A 22,140-nucleotide genomic window follows, 5' to 3' on the forward strand; every position below is an offset into this window, starting at 1 on the left:
GGCCATAAACATCAATGTACAGATCATTACTGACATAATGATACGATGCCAAATATCCGTGCTGACATAAATAGAGTTGAAAATACTGAGCTCACCCCAGGCATACCACAATGCAATGAAGATTCCACAAAACACCAAGAAGCCATCTATGTTCAAATGGTGTGATAAGTAATTTCCGAGAAGAAAGATTGTGACCACATGAATCAAGTCATAGAACAGCTCTACCCAATGTACGTGGTCATGAGCATGATCTAAATCATGATGGTGTTGGGGCTTTCGCCACATTGGGTGATCTTGTAATGCCATAGGAAAATTGCTCTCTAATACGCAACATGTAGGGGCCTAGGATGACGCAAATCAGGCAGCCACATGTTGTTTTCTAAGTCTTTGTGTGTGGCAATAAGGTGTTAGTTATCGTAAGAAAAGGTTCCGCGAATCGGATAGTTATTGCTACGAATCCACTCTAGGCCCGAAATAAGATTATCTAAATCAGGACGTACAAAAGGATTATTCGATATGTCCACTACTTGAAGCGTTCCATGTTCATTAATGACATAGAGCCCCGGTTCAGCAAACGGGTGATCCGTTTCCTGATCTGAGCGGGGATGTGAGATGTAAAGCCCCAGAGATTTCATTTCTTTTAAAGATAAGCCGTAGAACATCGGGAAATCTACATCCAGCCTACTCGTGTGCTCCTTTAACTGCGCTTTGCTATCACCTGATATAGCGACCAGATCGATATTTATTGCTTCTAAGCGTGGCTTATATACCGTCAATTGATTGAGGAAACGTGTACACAATGGGCAGTGTCTACCTCTGTACACGACAAGCATTTGCCAGTCTTTTCCTTCTAAAGGTTTGCTTAGGTCCCGTGTTGTGCCTTCGAGAGTTGATTTGGTGATCGATGGAAAAGTTGCTCCAGCTTCAAACTTGTATGTGCTCATGAATTTGGCCTCCAATAATGATGACTAGTGAAAACTATTATTGGTGGCTTCGACAGAAAAACAATTAGTTACTTTTTGGTGACCTAGCACGCAATGACCAATTTTATCGGGAGCAGACACTAACTAACTTATTGCGAATCCATTTATGTAGCTGGTCTTGATTACTACGCTGGTGCCAGGCCGCAATGACATCAAACCCTGGAATTGTCCTATCAAGCTCAATTACTTTTAGGTCGTTATCAGGTAGTAGTCGAGATGGAATAAAGCCGCACAAATCACTCTCAGCTATACAGGCTTTTGCGGCGGTAAACGTAGGTACAGACAATACAACGTTTCGCGGATGCCCCTGTTGTTCAAACCAATCATTTGCTGCACCTACAAAGTCACCGCGTGAAGGCGAGACAACTAGCTGGGGGATTTTTGCAATGTCAGAAATAGCCATTTTCTTACTTACCATCGCATTATTCTTTGAAGCCACGCAGGTGTAGCTTTCAGGATACAAATTAAGCGTTGGTAGGTTTGATGGTACGAAGGAAGGGTTGCTAATGACTAAGTCTACTTCTCCGGTTAATAAGGCATTGGTGATCTGATCGATCTCAAGTTTCCTGACTGATAGCTTTACACCTGGCGCCTCTAGGCGAATTATTCTTAATAGCTGAGGCAATATCACTTTCTGTTCAAGGTCCGTTGAACTCAAAGTGAAAGTTCGTGTAACAGTTTTAGGCTCGAAAGTTTCAGGTTCTAATAACGCTTCAATTGACTCAATAATGTGTTCCACTTTTAACTGGAGTGATTCTGCAAATGGCGTGGGGATCACGCCGTTACTGGTTCGCACAAATAAGCGATCATCTAGCGTATCGCGTAACTTACGGAGTTGATCACTCACGGCTTGTTGCGTGACTCCCAGCTGGTCAGCCACGCGAGACAAATTTCTTTCTTGTAACAGAGCTCTTAATACTTGCAGTTGTCGGATATCGATTCTGTTTAAAGGTTTCACTTGTATCACTCATCGGAAGGTCTTGTTTCTAATTGTATCTGTAGATCCTTAAACTCGCATCATCTATTTCTTGTTTGAGGTTCAAACCATGCATGCTGAATACCGAGTGAACTATGCGACACCTGGAATTGATCACGTATATGATCAAACACACCTTGGACCCGGTAGTGAACAGTTAATTGATTCTATCGATCGCAGGGTGGTAAGCGTAAAAGATGGGCGTCTGGAAAACGAAACTTACTCATTAGACAAAAACGGTTTCGAGTTAACGAATCTTGAGCTTGGATTCTCTGACTATGAGAATGATGAGGCTATACAAAGTGTCTTATATCCAAAGGTTGCAGAGTGGTTGCGATCAAGACATGGCGCCAACGTTGTAAAAGTGTTCGATCATACTTACCGCTCTATGAATAGAAATGATCTAAGCGTTCATAATCGTGCACCGGTAAAGACAGTCCATAACGATTACACGTCAAAATCTGCTGATTATCGACGCTTAGAAGAAACCAAGTTAGATCTTGGGTTAAGGTCCAAGCGCTACAAATTCATTAATTTGTGGATTCCCGTTCATCACAAAGTTGAAGAATCTCCGCTCGCTATGGTGGATATGCGCACTGTTGGTCGAGAAGACTATCACCCATTGAAACTAGTCTACCCGGATAGAACGGGTGAGCTGGCGGCGATTTCTTATAACCCGAAGCATCAATGGATTTATTTTTCACATATGGAGCCAGGAGAAGCACTTCTGCTTAAGGTGTTTGATAGTCAAATGCCGTCAGATCTAAATGGTGTTCCTCACTCCGCGGCCGACGAGGTAGTACAAAAGGAATATAGAAACGCACGCAACAGCATTGAATTACGAACAATCGCCTTCTTTGAGGATTAGTAAGCATGTCGTTATTGGAATCTCGTAACCCCCTTAACCAAGAGGTTATAGGACACGTCAGTATTACATCGAATACCGAGCTACATGAAAAGGTATCACTTAGTAGAGCCGCTCAAAGAAGTTGGGCAGGTAAAACTTTAAAGGAGAGAGCTGAGGCAGTTACAGGCGCTTATGCAAAGTTAAGTCCTTATTTGGAGCAGTTATCACAACTCATTAGTTTGGAAATGGGAAAAGATGCTCGTCGTGCAGGATTTGAGGTAAGAGGCGTGCTTCATAACGCGGAATATTTTATCAATAGTGCACTGGATGCATTTAGACCGGAATCATTAGGAGGAAGAAGCCAGATTCAATACCAACCATTAGGAGTGGTTGCAGTAATTTCTCCTTGGAATTACCCGCTGGCGATGGCTAATAACTTGATTATCCCCTCATTGGTTGCCGGTAATAGTGTGATACTCAAACCTTCTGAACATACCCCTTTGGTAGCGGACTTGTTTGTTAAAGCGCTCCAGGAAAGCTTGCCTGAGAACCTAGTACAAATTGTTCATGGTGCTGGTGAAGTGGGTAGAGCACTCGTTAAAGCGGAGATAAATATGGTCGCTTTTACCGGGTCGCTCGAGGCTGGTCGAAACATAATGGCTGGTGCTGCGCTAGATCTGAAAAGGCTTGTAATGGAGCTTGGTGGTAATGATCCAATGATTGTTATGCGCAATGCTGATCTTAAAGCTGCTGCTAGGTTCGCTGTCGCAAGCTCATTCGAAAATGCTGGGCAGATGTGCACCTCTACGGAGCGGGTTTATGTTGATGCAAGTATTGCTAAAGCATTTGAACATGAGGTTGTTGCGGTTGCCAGTCAATATCAAACAGGTCCGTGGAATCAGCCTGGTGTAAATATTGGCCCCATTGTAAACCCTCATCAACATCAAAAAATTGTAGATCAGTTAATTGATGCTGAGGCGAACGGCGCTAGGTTTTTGCTTGGATATGCTCGACAGAAAGCGCCTTATATCGAAGCAACAGTTGTCTCAAACCTTAGTAAAGAAATGCGCCTGGAGAATGAAGAAACCTTTGGTCCAGTAGTCGCCATTGCAGAGTTTGATTCAATTGATGAAGCGGTTAAGCGAGCAAACGACTCGGTATATGGATTAGGAGCCGTCGTGTTTGGCGGTGCAAATGCCAGAGAGGTCGCAGAGAGGCTTGAGGCAGGCATGGTATCCGTTAACCAAGGTGTCGGTGGAATGGGAGACTCACCGTGGGTGGGTGCGAAACAAAGTGGCTTCGGTTTCCACGGCTCAAAAGCTGGGAATCGTCAGTTTACTCAAGTTCGAGTAATGAGCTACTAAAAAATCAGATTGGTAAAGACTGAAGTTCGGAGAATTGCGAATGAGTACAGAAATGAATAGTGACTTTTACGTGGTGGCGCGTGAAGCGGGTGCAGAAAACCCTTCATTACCAACTTGGGCTAACCGTAAATCAAATCCAATTAATTTGGATACCTTATTTGAGATTAACAAGGTGAAGCGTAAAGACATACCAGAGGTTCCAGGCGCGTTTCAGCTGCTGAATGTTTTTACTGAGAAAGAGTGTAAGCGATTTATCGAGATTACCGAGACGCTAGGCTATTTAAAAGATGCGGCGGTGTCTCTACCTAGAGAAATCAGACATAACGATAATCTTACTTGGGTGACTGATGAGGCTACCGATCAGCTTATCTGGGAACGTGTGAAGCACTTAACCAACAATAATCCAGAGATGTTTGATAACCAAGAGGCTGTTGGGATTAATGCACGATTTCGCTTTTACCGCTATAGCGAGGGCGACTTTTTTAAGAATCATATCGATGGAGCGTGGCCTGGCTCACGAGTGGTCAATGAAGAGCTTATTCATAACGCTTATCCAGATCGATATAGTCAGATGACATTTCTCATCTTACTTAACGAAGACTTTGAAGGTGGCGCAACAAGGTTTTTGGTGAACTTAGAAGATTCAACGCAGCCAGCACGAGGAAATGCATCGGTTAAGGAAGTTGATATCCGCACACCTATTGGTGGTGTCCTTTGTTTTCCACACGGGCATCATCCTTTGCATTGTTTACACAGTTCTCAGCCCATCTCTAAAGGAACCAAATATATTATTCGGACCGATTTACTGTTCACCGTATAGCGCGCTGCTTGTGCGAAAAACTTTCGTACTTATTGGTGCTGACATTGAGCACACCAAAACTAAAATCTGCCATCCAAAAACGAACGGAATATGTGAAAGGTTCCATAAAACGATCTTGTTGAAGCTCAATCAACCTACTTGGAGACGTATATTCTATGGTTCGATTGAGGAATTGCAGCATGATCTGGGTGAATGGCTAGTTTACAACAAAGACGAATTCATCAAGGTAAAAAGTGTTGTGGGAGAGCGTGAATGAAAACTTTACTTGATGGTAAATGGATCTAAAGGAAAAATTCTTAAATTGAGTCTGACTTGACAGCTACTATTCGTAAAATCGGATTTTATCAGCTCAAGTTGGAATAACGGCAATTAGTCCATTTTGACCGAGTATTTATCTATTTACTTTCGAGCCTATTTGAACGATAGCTTTTATAAATAAATGTCTGCTTTTCGAACAAAGTGAATACTCAGAATTCCATTCTGATGTCCGAACTTAAGGTCCGATATTGTCTATTTGTGAGGTTTACTTGTAGACATTAGCCGACCTAAGTGTCGCACCGATCACTATACCCGCTTCAAGAGGTTAGGTGACGTTAGCGATATGGTTATTGCTGAACAAACCTGATTCTTCTCACGGTGTATATAATACTGGCCTTCATGACTCTCCATCTATCACTCCAACACAAAACACAACCATTAGTTCTGTCATCCTCTCAATTCCTTCTGGCATAGCCATCCCAGCAATTGAATACCCTTCAATGTAAGGAATAATTAATGAAACCGTTTCGGCAGCACTTTTTTCACTGTGTGCTACGGGGAGTAATTTGGCCATGAGAATACTGGCCATTTCTTTGTAGTACTCAAGTATATATTTTTTGATGGCGTCATTGCGACTAGAGATTGCCCAGTATTCTCTGAAGATTCTACACATGTCAGAGAGATGGACGCCCTGGCTTAGAAATGCGCTGATCAAAGGTGAAAGTTTTTCCTCTAGGCTATTCCGATCTTTTAAAGTGTTGATGCTTCTGAGTTCATCTAAGCATTGTTCAAAGTATCGGTCTGCCATGGCCTTTAACAGTTCGTCTCTATTCTTGAAGTAATACTGAACATTACTGAGTGACATGTCGGCATGACTTGCCACTTGGCGCATGGTCACTCCGAAGCTGCCTTGGTTTTTAAGCATCTCCAATGCTACATCAATTATTTTCTCAGTTTTTGCGTTTAGCTTCACTTTTAGAATCCGGTTAGTTCTTTAAATCAATTGTTGATATTTTAGGTCGTTCGACCTATATTTTCCAGAACTAGGTCGTATGACCTAGTTCTTTGATTGAATATAAAGGAGAACAGATGAAAGCGCTTGTTGTGGAGAATAAAAGTATCAGCCTTAAAGAGGGTTTGAGATTGCCAAAAACAAAAGGCAATGAGCTCCTGGTTAAGGTCGTCTGCGCTTCCGTCAATCAATTGGATGCCGAAAATATTCAGGGGAAGTATGACTTTTTACTTAAGATACTGGGCAGCAATTATCCGGTGAAAACGGGTATTGAGTTTTCAGGTATCGTGGTAGAGGGATGTGGTAAGTTCAAACAAGGTAATAAGGTGTTTGGCTACGTGAACTTGATGAAGGGCGTAAAGGCACATCAGGAATACATTTCAGTAAGTGAAGACTATATCGCGCTCATACCAGATGGATTGAGCTTTGAGCAGTCAGCGGCATTGCCCTTGGGCGCTCTGACTAGCCTAGTCGCGTTGCGAGACATCGGTGGTCTAACTCAAGGCTCGAGAGTCTTAATCAATGGTGCATCAGGCGGCTTGGGGGTGTATGCCATTCAGTTGGCGAAGATCTTCGGTGCGTCGGTGACTGCCATCGCTGGAGCAGAGCAGGAGACCTTCTTAAATTCACTGGGGGCGGATAAGGTCATCAACTATCACGAACAGCCAATCGAAAGCTTAACGGAAACCTTTGATGTCCTGTTAGATCTGTCCAATCAAAAACTATTCAAAGAGATTAAGCATCTTCTGAAAGCAAAAGGACGATTTATACCGGCTGAGCCGAATAAGCATTTGTTGAATATAGTCGCGAGTTTCTTTACTGCTAAGAAAACCAATTATCTGATGGTGGATAGAGGTGATCATGAACAGTTAACACAAATTTCCGAGTAGGTTAAAGAAGGAAAGCTAAAGCCATATGTCGATAGCGTGTATGCCTTTGAAAACTACCAAAGCGCTTTTGATCGACTGCGGGCTAAAGGCAAACAAGGCAGGATTGTGATTAAGATTTCGGGTAATGCAGGTGCTTAACCCTGACGATTCCTAATTGCTTAATACAAGGTCCTGTAATATCGCTGAATTCAATGGATCGCTGCAACACACTCATTAAATCGGTCTGCAGGGGTATCAGACTCCAATGTTTTTCGTATCGAGAGTTTGACTCTCTAGCAATGTTATCCAGTTCTTTTTAAGAGTGAACTGGCAGGTCTGTGCCTTTCAGAAAATAATCTCTCAGTAGGCGATTAGTATTCTCGTTGCTACTTCTTTGCCAAAGGCTCTGAGGATTACAAAAGTAAATCTGAATGTCGGTCGCTAGCGTAGGTTTTTGTTGTGAGCTCATCTCATGGCTACGATCCCAAGTCAGTGGCTTATACAACTCAACAGGTTACTTTTTAGTTTGCTCGATTAACGCATTGATCACCGTATCTGATTTTCTGTCAGCAACCTTAACGAGTATTGAATAGCGAGTGTGACGCTCTACTTACGTCGCTATAAAAGCGTAGTTTTTTTCCTTGTATTAAATCTCCCTCCCAGTGACCTAGTAAAGCCCTGTCTTCGAGCGAAACAGGTCGTTCAAGGATGGAGACTGCATTTGGTATCCCGCCAAGACCTTCTCCTTTTAATGATGAAGTTCTTGCTCTGCGTATTAATCTCTTTGATCTCAATAGCAATTGGAGCTCTTTCTTTAATGCGCCTCTAGCTTGTATGAATAAGCTCTTATAGATCATTTCATGCAACACTTGGTACGATTCAACCTTTGGAAAAGCCTTTTTTAGCCCGCACGATATTTGTTCAGGAGACCACTTCAATCCTAATTTCTTTTCAAGGGGGGGTACTAAATGAGGATTTTCTTTTAACTTACAAAGTTTAGGTCGTTTAGCATCCTCCCAAGCACGACTATCAGCCTTCGCCGCACGATACTTCTTAATTCCTCCATAACGATTAACTTCGCGAGTAATTGTTGATGGGGAACGATTAAGGTTGTGCGCAATTTGACTGATGAATAACTTGGCAACTATACCTTTAGAGATTTCTTCCATTTGTTATTTTGACAAGGCGCACGGCGATCTTTTGCGCTCAGACTGTCTGATGCTTCCTGTCGGTGAAAAAATATTGTATACAGAGCTAGATGATCGACTAATTGAAGTTATTGATTCTCCCTCGCTGTATCTATCCCAGATAAAATCTTTAATTTCTTCAGAATGAAAAATTCTAGTTTTGTAAACCATATCGCTTTGCCTCCATCTTTAGATATAAAAATAGAGTGTTGCGACGATCAATTAAATTTAGATCGAATAGCGAACCTTTGAGATCTGTTTGAACCGACTCTTTCAATCCTCAGATCGCATAAACCCTGACGAAAAGAATTCAGACAAAACCAACAAAAGTAGTTTCATTGCTTAAAATTAGAATGCGGTCAACAACTAAAGAGAACTATGTGTCATAACAGATTTTATCGATCAGTATAAAGGAAACATCGCTATTGCTAATTCCTGGGAGATGAGATATTTCATAGATCGGTAACCACCAAGCCAATTCCAATCGATATCAATACAGAGCATATTAAACGCTTTAAAACCAATTGCTTTTCCTTAAACACCAATATTGAAATGACCGTTGCTAAGACAATACCGCAATTGCTAATGGCTACCGCCGATGAGGCAGGTAAACTGATCATAGCCCGAACAACAAGCGCATATGCAACACCAATAAAAAGACCACCCAATACAACCAATATCGAATGCGGTCTTTTCTCTGGCACAAAAGTGTCGATACTTCTAAATTGTTGAATTGACAAAAAAACGAAAGAAGCGAAATACCCAACCGATATATAGCCAAGTTGAGCACTAAAACTGGGTAGATAGTTGACTGCTACTTTGTCGCTCAGCGAATAAATGCTCGTACCTATCGCCGCAAGTGATGCCCATTTCATCGCTGGGACAGTGCGCTCGCCCGGGTCAACCTTAGCTAATAGCCATAATCCAGAAATACTAAGGAAAATGCCCGCCATGCCCCATAAGCCTAACTGTTCATCAAATAGTAACCATGCCCAAAGCGCTATTAAAACTGGAGAACTTCTGGCAATTGGATAAACAAACGATACGCTAGCCAGGTGATAGGCACGTCTAAGAGCGAAGAAATAAAATACATTAGCTACTGCGGAAAAAAAAAGGGCGATTATGAGTTCAGCGTTCCATTGAGCCTCGATAACCAAACTGGTTATTGCCCAAGGCGCAAAAATAAGCGTATGGGCCAATAAGCCCCACCACAAAAAATTTGCGCGCGGATCCGCTAAACGAGTCATTACGTTCCATGCGACATGCATTAGAACCGATAGCGTCAACAATGCGAAGGCATTATCGATCATGGGCTACTCCCTAGTTGACCCGTTTATGTGCTTGGAATGTGCTCATAACGTTAAGGTCATGCCATCATAGCCAGCAATGACATCACTAGGCAGCTTATCTCCGTGCTGCTTTAACCACCTATCAAAGTCGTGCCCAATGTGAGTCATGATCGTCTTTCGTGGTCCAATAGAATCGTGTAAGGCCAAAGTTTCGTTGAGATTGTTGTGGTTTCTATTGTCAACATCAGGTGGAGAACTTGTATCAATAATCAGATACTCCAAATCGGTAGAAGTGAGATATTCAAGCACTTTAGGCGGTAAGCCTTTTGTGTCGGTGAAATACGCCACCGATTTCCCGGCACACTGGAATAAATACCCATAGGTGAGTTTTGAATGAATTAGAGGTAATGAAGTCACCTCAAGATTTTCCAATTTTAGAGTCGCGTATTTCTTTTGATGGATAAACTCGAGCAAGCCGGGGTGTTTGTACAAATCAGCGCAGCCATCCTTATCGGGGGGACAAAATACCGAAATGTTGGGCTCTTTCCCCCAGCGGATATGAAACAAACCCTGTACGTGATCAGGATGAAAATGTGTTAGAAATATTGCATTCAGAAAAGACGCTTCAAATCGCTCGCCAATATCCATGATTCCTGCATCGATAAGGTAAGCCGCACCTTCAACTTCCAGCAATGCGCTAGCTGGCCTTCTCCTGAGTGAAGGATCTGATTTCGCTGCACTACAAACCGAACATTGGCAACCAAACAGCGGAACTCCGCCTGCCGCCCCCGTGCCCAAGAGCGTTATTTGCATAGTGATGCAGCCTCTTTGGCACAAAGTTTCCTTGTCACAATCATTTCAAATAGTTTCTCACCCGCCTTCTCCAAAGAATGATTATTTTCAACATAAGGAATGCTCTGGGATAGAAGAAGATTTTCGTCTTGCTGTGCTTTAGCAAGCCGTTTTTCAATCTGCTCTTCAGACTCCCTGCCACGGGAAACCAGGCGGTCTCGCAGTATGTTGGTATCAACATGAATCAATATCGGATACAGCATATCGAAACGTTTGCGCGCTACAGATAAATACGAGCGAGAGCCGTTAACCACTACACTAATCCCGCGGCTTAACCACTTTTCCACCTCAATGCCGATACCATAGTGTGTGCCATGACTGTACCAATCCATAGAAAAGAATCCCGCTTCTTTGCGATGTATAAATTCATCCTCCGATAAAGCGACATGGTTCTCCCCCCCAGCATCAGCTTGTCGCGTGATATAACGGTGAGCAAAGGCGATACCGTGCTCAGGACGACAGCGTTGGCGCAGGTAGTGGATTAAAGAATCCTTACCCGCACCGGAAGGGCCGATGATATAAAACAACCTAGCCATGGTCATATTGCACCTGAAAAACCAGGTCTCCCGCGCTCCAAGTACGTGAAATTTGGGGAAGACCACCGGGCTGCCCAACGGCAATGAGGTCTGCCCTTTTTCCTGAAGCAATTTCACCACGGTCTTCCAGCCTTGCCGCCTTGGCCGGATTGTAAGTCACTAGTTTAATTGCCTCCGCTAATGACATGTCGACTAGTTTAGGAATCTCAAACACAGCCACAATCAAAGCCGCAGGAGAATAGTCTGCACACAGACAGTCAGCCACGCCATGCTCTATGGCTTCGATCGCTTTCATTGAACCTGACTGACTCTTTCCTCGCAAAATATTAGGAGCGCCAAAGACGGTTGCCATATTAGCTGATTTAGCAGCTTTGGCCGCTTCCAAGTTAATCGGAAATTCTGAGATATCTGCGCCAATTTCTCTCATCGTCGCTACTCGTTCAACTGATTCATCATCATGACTAGCCACTGAAATATTACGTTGATGAGCAAGCGTACTGAGCTCTTTCATACGTTCAAACGCTCCAGCAGCCGAGCTTACCTTGCGTTCAACAATATCATCAATTTCGGCTTCAGTTTTCTTATACGTGCGACTCAAATAATTCTTGTAAGCTGCCATGTCCTTGAACTGCCCCTGACCTGGCGTATGATCCATCATTGAAATCATGTGCATCGCATCCTCCTCAAGCAATTTCTTGAGAATTGGCACACCGGTTTCGTCTGTAATTTCATATCGGCAGTGAACACGATTATCCACCAAAGCATGTGGTTGCCATTCATGCACAGCGCGCGCAACATTTGCAGCAAAGTCATTGTTTCGCACGCCAAGTTCTTCATGCGCAAAAGACAAGGCATGATAAACAGTCGTGATCCCGGCAGCCGCATTGCGTTTATCTGCCTGAGCACAGGCAAAATCTAGAGGAAAGTGAACATTCGGGCGCGGTTCAACTTCTTTTTCCAGAGCGTCGCAATGAATGTCTATCATGCCAGGCATCAAGAGATCTCCCTGTAAATCGATCACTTGCTCCACAGAGACTTCATCAGGATTAATCGAGTGAATAAAACCGTCTTCAATCAGCAAAGAGGCATCGTTTAATATTTCGTCGCGTAGTACGATTGAAGCGTTCGTAAGCAGTGTCTTCATGCGTGAGTCATCTCTAGTAATTGGTCTACGGATTTAGGAATTTGGAGTTCAACGACGTGCTCCGCCATTTTTTCAACCAGTGCTGGATCATGAAAAATAGCCAGCATGGCGACGCCTTGCTCTTTCAACTTCTGCAATTCACCCAGCACCACGTCGGTCGTAATGGGATCTAGACTGGAGGTAGGTTCATCAAGCAGCAGCAATCTGGGCTTGGCTACCAAGCTTCGTGCTAGATTGACTCGCTGTTTCTCGCCACCGGAAAAGTTTGCCGGAGATAAACTCCATAACCGTTCAGGTAAATTCAAACGTGCCAGCATATCGCGAGCACTATCCAGCGCTTCGTGCATGCTTGCACCACGTTTCAAAAGAGATTGAGCGACAATAAACTCGCTAGGTTTGCGCGGTAATATGTGAAGAAACTGCGTGACAAAACTAATCTCATCCTGCCTTAGCTGTAGTATCTGGTGCTCATTGGCTTTCGCTAAATCGATCTTATGACCCTTCGCTGTTTGATAGAGTATTCGCCCATAGGTAGGTAAATAGGTTCGATAAATTCCCTTGAGTACACTTGATTTACCTGAACCAGTCGGACCGATAAGCGCAGTAAGCTTCCCTTTATAAACAGAAAGCTCTACATTTTGCGAAGACGGGATAACTTTCCCCTGTTCGTGCAAGACAAACTTCTTTGCATAACGTTGAACACGAAGTAAGCAGTCGTTATTAGGGTTAATTGAAGTATTGATCATAATATCCGCCCCCCTACTATAGTGCCGAGGCAACAAGACGTTGCGTGTAGGCATGCTGTGGGTCTTCGAGTACTTGATCCGTTAAGCCCGACTCAATCACTCGACCGTATTTCATCACAAGTGTTCGCCCAGCAAGCAGACGAATAACGCCAAGGTCATGGGTCACCACAATCATGGCGGTTTCCATCTCTTGCTGTATTTCCATAATCAAGTCGAGAATGGCCGCTTGTACGGATAGGTCTAATCCCGTTGTCACCTCATCAAGAAATAACAGTGGAGGATACGTCGACAAGGCTTTGGCGATTTGAACTCGCTGCTGCATACCGCCAGAGAAGGTTTTGGGCAATGCATCGATTCTTGCTGTCGGCACCTCAGTACGATGCAATAGTGATCTTGCACGCTCTCTTATATGGCTGTAATTACTAACACTAGACATCAACAAACGTTCAGCAATATTGCCACCCGCTGAAATATCAAAGTTCAATCCCAAGTAGGGGTTCTGATAAACCATACCAAAACGCAGGCTAGCCAGTTGACGTTGCTGAGCGGAATTCAAATTGAATAAGTCGTATTGTTTACCTTCATCATAAAAAACAGCGCTACCTGAACTAGGTTCTTCATCAAAATAAAGACACTTCACTGAGGTTGATTTGCCCGAACCAGATTCGCCCATAATCCCTAAGATTTCGCCTTTATATAGATCAAAAGAAAGATCATGAGCCGCAACAACACTCCCGCAACTAGGGCATATGTTGGTATCCGCCTCAGGCCCCGTTAGTTCAAAACAATCAGAACAACCATTGCCATACACTTTCGATAAATTTCTGACTTCTAGTACCTTATCCATTCACCGCCTCCTTTTGCCTACACTCATTCTTGGCGGCACGAGCTGCTGCAAACTTTTCACAATAATCGCTGTCTGAACATTGATAGACTTTTTGACCATTTGTAGAGTCCACAAATTCATCAAGAAAACTGCTGGTCGAACCACATTTCTTACAGGCGCGACGGTTTCCGTGTTCGTCATCAAAATCTTCTACACGAAACGGCACATCGTCAAAAGCCAGAGGATCAGCATTTGTGTAAGGAGGGACGGCATAGATTTTTTTCTCACGACCCGCTCCTAGCAAAATAAGTGATTTTGATTGGTGTATCTTAGGAACATCCCAACGAGGTATCGGTGACGGGTCGATCACGTAGCAGTCATTAATACGAGTAGGATATCGATGTGAAATCGTAATCTCTTGATACTTCACTAAGTCTTCGTATAGCTTAACTAACAAGCGTGAGTAATCACCCTCTCCATGCATCTGCTTGCGTTTGTCTTCGGAGGGTTCAACAATTACCAGCGGGTCGGGATATGGTACCTGCAGGACCAATATTTGATCCTCACGTAGCTCTTTTTCCGGAATACGATGACGAGACTGAACAATATCAGCCTCTTCTGTATCCGTCGTTGTGTCGATACCTGGGCAGGTCATTTGGATAAATTCACGAAGATTGACCGCATTAACTGAATCATCTGATCCCTGGTCAATCACTTTAAGGGTATCGTTTTCACCAATCAGCGATAATGTGAGTTGCAGCCCGCCGGTACCAAAACCTCTTCCCATTGGCATTTCCCGACTTGAATACGGTACTTGGTAACCAGGAATAGATATGGCTTTTAGGGTACAGCGCCTGACTTCTTTCTTTGCATGCTCGTCGAGAAATCCAAAATTGTATTGACTCATGACTCTGCAGCCTCCCTTTGCTTATTTTGGGTCGCTCTCAATCGATCCATATCTGACTGGAACGTCACGTAGTGAGGCATTTTGTAATGAGAGCAAAAGCCCATAGAGTCCACGCCATCGACATGCAGCAATACAAATTCAGGATCTTCTGATGGATTTGATGGGCCGTCTCGCATCCCTTTCTGAAGCGCACGATCCAAGATCGCCATACTAATTGCTTTCACTTCATTGTGCCCAAAGCACGCGCCATAGCCTAAGGTGAACATGGCCTTCTTATTGGCCCTTTGCCCATCTTGCTCATCCTCGTACATGGCCACGACTTCGCATTCAGTCACTTCCACTTCGCCAATTTCAGTCAATTCACCGGTAATCGGGTGAGGTAGCATCACAGGCACATAACCCACACGTAATTCCGCAACGGTAGGATGTATATCGCCGTAACCTCGCATATTTGAATAGGCCATGGCGAGTAATGAGCCCTGCTCTGCCCTAGCCATTGTGGCTAATGCCGCGGACCTCGGAACTGGAAAAACCAGCGGCTCACGCGTGATATCAAAAGGATCATTAGAACTATGCTGTTCAGATTCAGGAGGAAGAAGCCCCTGCTTTCTCAGTTCATCCAGCACTTTTGGAAAGGTATCCGGTACATTTGCCTCAGGTATATCGGCAAACCATTTCTTGGCAATCGTTTGAAAGGTTTCAGGCGACTCATCAAACATTTCCATTCGCATTAATCTAAGCTGATAGTCGGTGGTGGCACCTAACATTTGACCATTTGGAATATCTTTAAAGGCAGACGAAATTCGACGCGTAACACGCATTCTGCTAGTATCGGTTAACGGTGTTTCTAATAATCTGGGAACTGTTGATCGATAAGCCCTGAGCGCAAAAGATGCTTCAAGTGTATCGCCATGAAACTGCTTTATTGCCAACGAAGCTAAGTCTGGGTGAAAAATCCCTCCTTCAGAAATAACGCGGCTGTGCAGAAGTCTTAGTTGATGACGAATCGATTCAGAATCAATCGCCTGCTCTCCTTGCCTCGCTCTAAGGTAATCGAACGCACCTTCAGCACCTCTAAGTGCCTGGCCGCCACCTTTTACTGCAACATATGCCATTAAATCACCTCCACTTGTGTCGTGCGTGGTAATGCAATGAAGCTTTCCTGGTCACATAGAATAATATCGACACCGAGAGGAAAGGCGGAACACCAACTATTTCTTCGCTCTAGCCAGGCCTGATCAAGTCCATCAATCTCTAGTGTTATCTTGCCGTTCACGCCTGGCCCCATCAATTGCAGCTTTAAGTCACCTCGACCAATGGCCGTTACATTGATGATCAGCGTGGCTGATTGCTCCGGATTAGCGAGTGAACCTAACTTAGGGTCGTGGACGATACATTGCTGCCCCTTCGCAATGATGAAGTCGGCAGTCTCAAGGTCTGTTTTATCTGCCTGCAACATTCGCCAGTCACTTTCCGAGATTAAGGACTCAGGATCTGACACCGATACTTGAGAATCCGCCAATGTCGCCAACAAGGGCAAAAAGCCACCGACTGTCTGTCTTGAATCAACCTGAGAAGCCTCAGAAGACCTTCCGTAAAGAAGCGTGTTTTGCTGCCCTGGTCGAGACATGGCATTAAGTAACTCGCGATATTGTTGCTGCTGTAATTGAGGCAGCCACAAGGAATCAACTTGCAACATTGGATGCTTCCTCCTTCCTATCAGAAGCTTGATAGCCTGGTTCGTCATTAGTATCTAAAGCATCTTCAAGAAGCGAAAAGTCAACGCGCGTACTCGACAAGATTTTTCTACGAGCTGACTCCCTTTCTTCGAACAGACGCTGCCCTTCATCGAGCAAAGCAGCAACGAGATCAAATCCGACTAGCTCCTCCGCCAAGACCGCATCACAAATAGCCAGCGTTTCTGCGTATTCAATATCATCATGCATTACGTTGGCGGCCCCCTGTACAACTTGACCTGACTGAGTCGTGATTTCTATCCATACGCTTGATAGCGGAAACTCGCCAAGAAAGAAGGCTTCAGATAATGTGCTTTCTTTCAGTTTCAATGCCCCTAAACCTGACTGAGGAGGACTGACCGGTTTAATTAACCAGTCCTTTGCAAGACCCTGGACTTGCTCGACTAAGTCAGATCGTTTAATCCTGCTTAAAGCTTTAATCCATTCTGATCTAGGCAGTTCTAAGTTCTTTCTCATTTGCATTTCTCTTCTAGATATCTAGACAACACCAGGCAAAAGAAAGCTTTTGCTCGTTGTTAGGCCCAACTACAATGTCTTTTTACGCAGCTTTTGCGAGCCATATTCCAATATTAAAACGGTGATAAAAATGACCAAAAGAATGGTCGATACATGGTCGTAATCAAACAAATCCCAACGACCTTTTAATTCCATTCCAATACCTCCGGCGCCGACGATGCCAAGCACTGTTGCCGTTCGAATATTTCGTTCAAAGATATACTGAACATACGCAATCCAAGCTGGCAGAACATGAGGAAACACAGCGTAACGCAGTACTTTAAGGCTTCCGCTACCCGCTGATTTGAGCGCTAGCTGAGGCCCCGTGGGTGCATTCTCAATTTCATCGGCAAAAAACTTACCCAAGACACCGCTTGTATGAATAGCCAAGGCTAATACACCAGCGATAGGGCCAAAGCCGTACATCAGCACGAGAAACAGCGCGATAATTAGCTCTGGCATTGCTCGATGGAAACTAAGCCAGAAACGGGCAATGGTGTAGAAAATACGGTGAGGGGCATAGTTTTTCGCTGCGAGAACCCCCAAAGGAAGGGAGATCATAATTGAGATCAGGGTGCCCCAAAAACCCATTTCGATGGTTTCCCACATTTTGAAAAGCACTTTCTGTAAATAACCGATTGGTTCAACCAGAAACTCGGTTTCCTCGACCGTCCATGTATCTTCTAATGCGTCATATTCTCTCAATTCACCTTTTTCTGTATAGGCAAACCATGGAAGATTATCCTTATCAAACTCATCGATTCTCGAGATTTCTGTTCTTTCAGAAATTTGAACCGGAAATGCTTTACTGGCAAAACGAACAGCGCCGTCTAGTACTTGCGAATCACCGATGCCTATAGCTGATGCAATGGCTTTTGAAGTTTCGACTGCCGCTTTGTCCATTTCGGTATTGTGTGCCGACAAAGACAAGATCACGAAAGCGACGAAAACAATAAATATACGTTTTGGCGTAACGGCTTGATGCAAGGGCCACTCTTGCCATTGGCGTTGCTTTGATTGCATCAGGCGGCTACCTCTTCAAGTGCAAGCTCGCTTTTCTCCTGCCCTTCCGTTTGAGTAAAGGCATAGATCGCTCGTTGTGTTTGGTTGTCTAATTCAGCAGGCGAGCCATCAAAAAACACCTCACCGGCACGCAACGCGACAATTCGATCGGCAAACTCCAAGGCATAATCCAACTGATGTAAGGTACAAACGACAGTCGCACCGTGATGCTTGGCAGCAGCTTTTAAGCTATTTAAAACACTACGACTCATCGCAGGATCTAAACTGGCAACAGGTTCATCTGCTAATACCACTTTCGGGCTGGAAACAAATGCTCTGGCTATCGCAACACGTTGCTGTTGACCTCCAGAAAGCTCCGAAGCTCTGCGCATCAAGTGCTTCTTTTCCAAACCTACTTCATTGAGCAACTCAAAAGCTTTCAACTGATCTTCTTTAGGAAAGGACTTCAATAAGCTGCGTAAAAGACTCTTGTCTGGCAACAAGCCACTTAAGACGTTATGTAGGACCGATAGTCGAGGTATTAAATGCAACTGTTGATGGATCATGCCAACATGTCTCTGAAATTGTCGCAGGTTACTGCGAGTGATCGGTTCGCCATCAAAATGCACCTTGCCTGATGTTGGTTCTACGACACCATTGATCATATTCATCAATGTCGATTTCCCTGCGCCTGAAGGACCCAACAATACGCAGAACTCTCCTTGGGGAATGTTAAGAGATACATCCTTCACAGCAACGGTGCCGTCTTTAAATCGACGGCAGACTGAATCAAATGCAAGCATATCTAACACCTCGTTTTTAATGCTATCGGTATATAGCGAGAGCTCTATCCATGAGCGCTCACTCCTATACCAAGAAACCAAATTAGCGTTGACCCGCCTTGGCAATCATTTCTTCTTTTACTTGCTTCGTGACTGCACCTAATTTGGCAAGCGCATCAAAGATTTTTTGCTCATCAAATTCAGCGTCGTAACGATCAACTTTCTTACCGCCGTAGCCACGAATTTTGCTTGAATCAATCTTGGTATGGATGGTGTTAAACGCTTCTTTAAGCTTTGCCTTTAGCGAGCCAGGCAATCCTTTATTCATCGCTAGGGGTGGGTTTGGAATAGGTTGAGATTTCGCAAGAGGCTTAAACTTATCCGGGTCAATCGCACCTTTCTTAACTGCTTTACCGAACGAGTTATAGGATGCAGCCGCTGCATCTACTTTTCCTTCCGCGAGTGCCGCTAATGACGCAGAATGCGAGCCCGCCACAATAACTTTGTCGAGATCCTTCACTGGATCAATGCCAGCAGCGATAATCATGGCAACCGGAAAGTTGAATGATGAAGTAAAACTTGTGCTTCCAAATGCAACACTATGTCCTTTGAGGTCAGATATTTCGTTGATACCACTGCCTTTCTTAACGAAAATACCTGAGTAGTACGAAGAGTCACCTTTCTTGACGTCAACAGCGAGTAAATCAACACCGCAACGATTGTAAGCTTCACCATAGGTAGAAGCACCAAACCAAGCAATGTCAGCCTGGTCGTTACACATCCCCTCTACAACAGCGGCGTAGCTATTGCCCGCTTTTACGTCAAAGTGAATACCGTAATTCTTAGTGATACCATCAAAGACTGGCTTATAGTCCTGCGTAATATCATTTGTACCAGTATCCGCGGGTACCATTAAAACTCTTAGTGGATTGCCTTTTGAGCCATCTGGCAATTCCGCCAACACTGCACTAGACACAGTCAAGCAAGCCATACCGGCTGCAATTAAGCTTCTGATTTTCATAGTAATATCCTCTTAGTTTTTGAGATCGAAATTTAAAGATAATTCGGTAGCACCACCTCGAAATCGCGTAATGGCATATTCGATCGGTCGACCGCCAATCACATCGGCATTAACACTTTTTGATTTCAGTATTGGTCCGCCCTTCGGCATTAAAAGCTGAGCAGCTTCTTCAGAAGTCGGTAATGCGGCGCTGACCACGCTTTCTTTTCGAGCCAGACCGGTACCAAAATTAGACTTCAGAAAACGATGAAGAGAACCCCCTTCAAATGTATCCAGAACACCTGGAAATGCGTTGAGTGGCAAGAAATGACTTATTAAGCAGAAAGGTTGTTGCTCAACAATCCTTAAGGTTTCAAGATGTATGACATGAGCGCCACCTTCTATCTCTAATTTTTCAGAGAGAACGTCATTGGCAATGATCACTTTTTTAGCGAGTAACGCGCTTCTGGTCTCAAAACCTAAGGCTTCAAAAGCTTCAGTAAATCTTGATTGGGAGTTAATTGAATAGCTATGTACTTTATCTAGCACAAGAACGCCTACACCATGACGCCTCTCAACGGAACCTTCACTAACAAGCTCATCAACCCCCCGTCTCAAGGTATGACGGTTAACACCCAGTTTTTTTGCAAGTGCAATTTCTGAAGGAAGCGCATCGCCAGCTTGATAATTGTCGGAAATTTCTTTCTTCAACCAAAGCGCAATTTGACGATAAACAGGGACAGAACCTTCACCCCGACTAATCGAATATACAGACATCTAGACATCTCTATGTAATTTTCTCTAAGGTTATTTTTATGCTGTTACAAATCTGTGTCCTTCGCGTGACATTTAAATGACATCTATTTTTGTGTGCTTAAGGAAGAACCACAGTGCTGTCCCCGGGGCACTTAGAGAGATTAGATAATTGCTATTAAGCAAGAAACAGAATCAAGGTTGAATCTTCACTTTTAAGTTTTGAACAAGCTAAGTGAATTTGAGAGATAAAACCTAAGCAAAAGAAAATGTCCCCTTTTTCAAGAAAGGCGATGCTGGTAAATGGCGATATCCAAACTAACTCAAGGTCTCTTAAGCTCTTGAAACAGGCATAGACAAGGGAACTGAACTAAAGTCAGCTTCTGTCTAACTCCATGCATTGCTCTTTAAACAATAGATGATGCGCTTCGCTTAACCTTCGGGCCGACCGTTGGTTGTTCAACGCGCTAAAGCGCTTTTGTGCCGCCTGCGCAGCAATGACGGATTAGAACGAAGCAAAAATCCCGTTGAGCGCGAATGGCAAACTTCGATTATGACTCAATCATTTCCAATGACTTCACCACCTCACGGCAGAATGCAATGACCTCAAAAAACGACTCATAGTCATTGTCTGCAAATTCTAGATGAGCAGAGTTCTTCACAATGACGACATTGGCCTTTTGGTTGACGTAAATAAACTGCCCGTAGATGCCAATCGCATAGAACTCTTGGTCAGCATTTTCTGGAATCCACCATTGATAGCCGTAACCTAAATTGATGTAGGAGTTGTCCCGCTCACCTGGCACAAGATGCGGAGCGTCAGGCGTTACTGAAGCCTTCACCCACGCTTCTGGTATAACCTGCTCATCCTTCCATTTTCCGTTGTTAAGGTAGAGCAATCCAAAGCGCGCGAAGTCACGCGTGCGCATATTCAGCCCGCCGAGTACCATTGGCTCATTTTCATCATCAACAATGTAGTAAGTGCTCGATTCAGGTTCGATTTTCGACCAGAGCTTGTCGTCAAAGTAGTCTGCTATTTCTCTTCCTGTCGCTGCACGCAACACCATTCCTAGTACATGCGTGTCGATGCTGACGTAGTGTAAAAATGTGCCAGGTTCTTTTTCGTTTTTCAGGCTTGCCGCAAAATCATCGAATGATCCGCCTAATGCAAAGGTACGGCCAAAGCGATTAATATCAGAATTGAAGTCGTAATAGTCTTCATTGAAGGCAACACCGCTAGACATTTGCAATACGTCTTTAATCCGAACACCGTCATACCCTGTTCCGACAAGTTCAGGCACATACTCCGTCACGGATTGTTCAATGCTTTTTATGTCACCCTCTTCAACGGCGATACCAAACAGAGCAGACAAGAATGACTTCGCGACAGACCAGGAGATACGATAGTCAGTGTCTTTGGTTCCTTGATAATACTCTTCATATGTCACTGAACCGTCTTTCAACACCAACAACGCTGTCGTGCTCGTGCGCGCTAAATACTCTTCTACGCTCTGCTCGCTCTTGTAAGTAAATGCTATTGGCAATGGTGCTGGCTGACTATCAAACTTAGAGGCATCTGTTGAAGGTTTGATCTCTACCGTTGGCGCGACCTCGCGCATGTTTGAGAAGTTATGAACGATTTTATCGCCATCAAACAGAGTCATCGTGTGGTACAAACGTTCAACTTTGTCGCCTTGGAACACAGCGATCCAACCAATTACAACAAGTAATAGTA

Annotated in this window: 22 protein-coding genes and 3 pseudogenes; 5 read left to right on the forward strand and 20 right to left on the reverse strand. The window is 44.1% G+C overall.

Translation table 11 applies throughout. The features are described from left to right. The 3 genes from A3738_RS15080 to A3738_RS15090 form a co-directional block, all read right to left on the reverse strand. A partial coding sequence (locus A3738_RS15080) for a low temperature requirement protein A (RefSeq protein WP_197473875.1) occupies window positions 1–306 on the reverse strand: 306 nt, incomplete at its 3' end. 101 nt (window positions 307–407) lie between these two features. After that, window positions 408–944, reverse strand: a complete 537-nt coding sequence (locus A3738_RS15085) for a redoxin domain-containing protein (RefSeq protein WP_068502088.1) — start codon at window positions 942–944, stop codon at window positions 408–410. Window positions 945–1,047: 103 nt separating this feature from the next. After that, complete coding sequence (locus A3738_RS15090; protein ID WP_068755817.1) at window positions 1,048–1,950, reverse strand: LysR family transcriptional regulator; 903 nt, start codon at window positions 1,948–1,950, stop codon at window positions 1,048–1,050. Window positions 1,951–2,029: 79 nt separating this feature from the next. Here A3738_RS15090 and A3738_RS15095 point away from each other — a divergent pair, with 79 nt between their 5' ends. The 4 genes and pseudogenes from A3738_RS15095 to A3738_RS15110 form a co-directional block, all read left to right on the forward strand. Beyond that, complete coding sequence (locus A3738_RS15095) at window positions 2,030–2,827, forward strand: CmcJ/NvfI family oxidoreductase (protein ID WP_068502236.1); 798 nt, start codon at window positions 2,030–2,032, stop codon at window positions 2,825–2,827. Between the two features lie 5 nt (window positions 2,828–2,832). Further along, on the forward strand, window positions 2,833–4,170 hold the full coding sequence (locus A3738_RS15100; RefSeq protein WP_068502233.1) for an aldehyde dehydrogenase: 1,338 nt from the start codon (window positions 2,833–2,835) through the stop codon (window positions 4,168–4,170). 40 nt (window positions 4,171–4,210) lie between these two features. Further along, entirely contained in the window at window positions 4,211–4,990 is a 780-nt protein-coding gene (locus A3738_RS15105) for a 2OG-Fe(II) oxygenase (protein ID WP_068502230.1), read from the forward strand. Window positions 4,991–5,030: 40 nt separating this feature from the next. Then, window positions 5,031–5,242: pseudogene (locus A3738_RS15110) on the forward strand (integrase core domain-containing protein); the annotation flags it as partial. Between the two features lie 403 nt (window positions 5,243–5,645). On the opposite strand, the gene A3738_RS15115 reads toward A3738_RS15110, so the two are convergent. Next, window positions 5,646–6,221: a TetR/AcrR family transcriptional regulator gene (locus A3738_RS15115; protein WP_197472401.1), complete on the reverse strand. Its 576-nt coding sequence runs from the start codon at window positions 6,219–6,221 to the stop codon at window positions 5,646–5,648. Window positions 6,222–6,607: 386 nt separating this feature from the next. Here A3738_RS15115 and A3738_RS15120 point away from each other — a divergent pair. Continuing rightward, window positions 6,608–7,288, forward strand: a pseudogene (locus tag A3738_RS15120) (NAD(P)-dependent alcohol dehydrogenase). Window positions 7,289–7,338: 50 nt separating this feature from the next. Here the strand turns inward: A3738_RS15120 and A3738_RS15125 are convergent. The 16 genes and pseudogenes from A3738_RS15125 to A3738_RS15200 form a co-directional block, all read right to left on the reverse strand. Then, a pseudogene (locus tag A3738_RS15125) lies at window positions 7,339–8,487 on the reverse strand (IS30 family transposase). Between the two features lie 281 nt (window positions 8,488–8,768). After that, on the reverse strand, window positions 8,769–9,626 hold the full coding sequence (locus tag A3738_RS15130) for an EamA family transporter (RefSeq protein ID WP_068502224.1): 858 nt from the start codon (window positions 9,624–9,626) through the stop codon (window positions 8,769–8,771). 42 nt (window positions 9,627–9,668) lie between these two features. Continuing rightward, complete coding sequence (gene phnP / locus A3738_RS15135; protein ID WP_068502221.1) at window positions 9,669–10,418, reverse strand: phosphonate metabolism protein PhnP; 750 nt, start codon at window positions 10,416–10,418, stop codon at window positions 9,669–9,671. Continuing rightward, window positions 10,409–10,993, reverse strand: a complete 585-nt coding sequence (gene phnN / locus A3738_RS15140) for a phosphonate metabolism protein/1,5-bisphosphokinase (PRPP-forming) PhnN (protein WP_082869340.1) — start codon at window positions 10,991–10,993, stop codon at window positions 10,409–10,411. The genes phnP and phnN overlap by 10 nt, the downstream gene beginning before the upstream one ends. Beyond that, complete coding sequence (locus A3738_RS15145) at window positions 10,986–12,137, reverse strand: alpha-D-ribose 1-methylphosphonate 5-triphosphate diphosphatase (protein WP_068482049.1); 1,152 nt, start codon at window positions 12,135–12,137, stop codon at window positions 10,986–10,988. Before A3738_RS15145 ends, phnN begins: the two co-directional genes overlap by 8 nt. Beyond that, a complete protein-coding gene (phnL, locus tag A3738_RS15150) occupies window positions 12,134–12,883 on the reverse strand; it encodes a phosphonate C-P lyase system protein PhnL (protein ID WP_068475048.1) in 750 nt (249 codons plus the stop codon). The genes A3738_RS15145 and phnL overlap by 4 nt, the downstream gene beginning before the upstream one ends. A 16-nt stretch (window positions 12,884–12,899) precedes the next feature. Continuing rightward, on the reverse strand, window positions 12,900–13,730 hold the full coding sequence (locus A3738_RS15155) for an ATP-binding cassette domain-containing protein (RefSeq protein ID WP_068482045.1): 831 nt from the start codon (window positions 13,728–13,730) through the stop codon (window positions 12,900–12,902). Continuing rightward, a complete protein-coding gene (locus A3738_RS15160) occupies window positions 13,723–14,616 on the reverse strand; it encodes an alpha-D-ribose 1-methylphosphonate 5-phosphate C-P-lyase PhnJ (RefSeq protein ID WP_068482042.1) in 894 nt (297 codons plus the stop codon). The genes A3738_RS15155 and A3738_RS15160 overlap by 8 nt, the downstream gene beginning before the upstream one ends. Next, window positions 14,613–15,731 (reverse strand): carbon-phosphorus lyase complex subunit PhnI, encoded by a 1,119-nt coding sequence (locus A3738_RS15165; RefSeq protein ID WP_068482039.1) that lies wholly within the window; start codon window positions 15,729–15,731, stop codon window positions 14,613–14,615. The genes A3738_RS15160 and A3738_RS15165 overlap by 4 nt, the downstream gene beginning before the upstream one ends. After that, entirely contained in the window at window positions 15,731–16,315 is a 585-nt protein-coding gene (phnH, locus tag A3738_RS15170) for a phosphonate C-P lyase system protein PhnH (protein ID WP_068482036.1), read from the reverse strand. The genes A3738_RS15165 and phnH overlap by 1 nt, the downstream gene beginning before the upstream one ends. Next, complete coding sequence (phnG, locus tag A3738_RS15175; RefSeq protein ID WP_068502217.1) at window positions 16,302–16,829, reverse strand: phosphonate C-P lyase system protein PhnG; 528 nt, start codon at window positions 16,827–16,829, stop codon at window positions 16,302–16,304. The genes phnH and phnG overlap by 14 nt, the downstream gene beginning before the upstream one ends. A gap of 69 nt (window positions 16,830–16,898) precedes the next feature. Further along, a complete protein-coding gene (gene phnE / locus A3738_RS15180; RefSeq protein ID WP_068482030.1) occupies window positions 16,899–17,891 on the reverse strand; it encodes a phosphonate ABC transporter, permease protein PhnE in 993 nt (330 codons plus the stop codon). Then, on the reverse strand, window positions 17,891–18,673 hold the full coding sequence (gene phnC, locus A3738_RS15185) for a phosphonate ABC transporter ATP-binding protein (RefSeq protein ID WP_068475465.1): 783 nt from the start codon (window positions 18,671–18,673) through the stop codon (window positions 17,891–17,893). The genes phnE and phnC overlap by 1 nt, the downstream gene beginning before the upstream one ends. Window positions 18,674–18,755: 82 nt before the next feature. Continuing rightward, entirely contained in the window at window positions 18,756–19,673 is a 918-nt protein-coding gene (locus tag A3738_RS15190; RefSeq protein WP_068500145.1) for a phosphate/phosphite/phosphonate ABC transporter substrate-binding protein, read from the reverse strand. A gap of 12 nt (window positions 19,674–19,685) precedes the next feature. Then, window positions 19,686–20,429, reverse strand: a complete 744-nt coding sequence (gene phnF, locus A3738_RS15195) for a phosphonate metabolism transcriptional regulator PhnF (RefSeq protein WP_068482026.1) — start codon at window positions 20,427–20,429, stop codon at window positions 19,686–19,688. A gap of 527 nt (window positions 20,430–20,956) precedes the next feature. Beyond that, a partial coding sequence (locus A3738_RS15200) for a serine hydrolase (protein ID WP_082890056.1) occupies window positions 20,957–22,140 on the reverse strand: 1,184 nt, incomplete at its 5' end.

The organism is Oleiphilus sp. HI0066 (genome assembly GCF_001635725.1).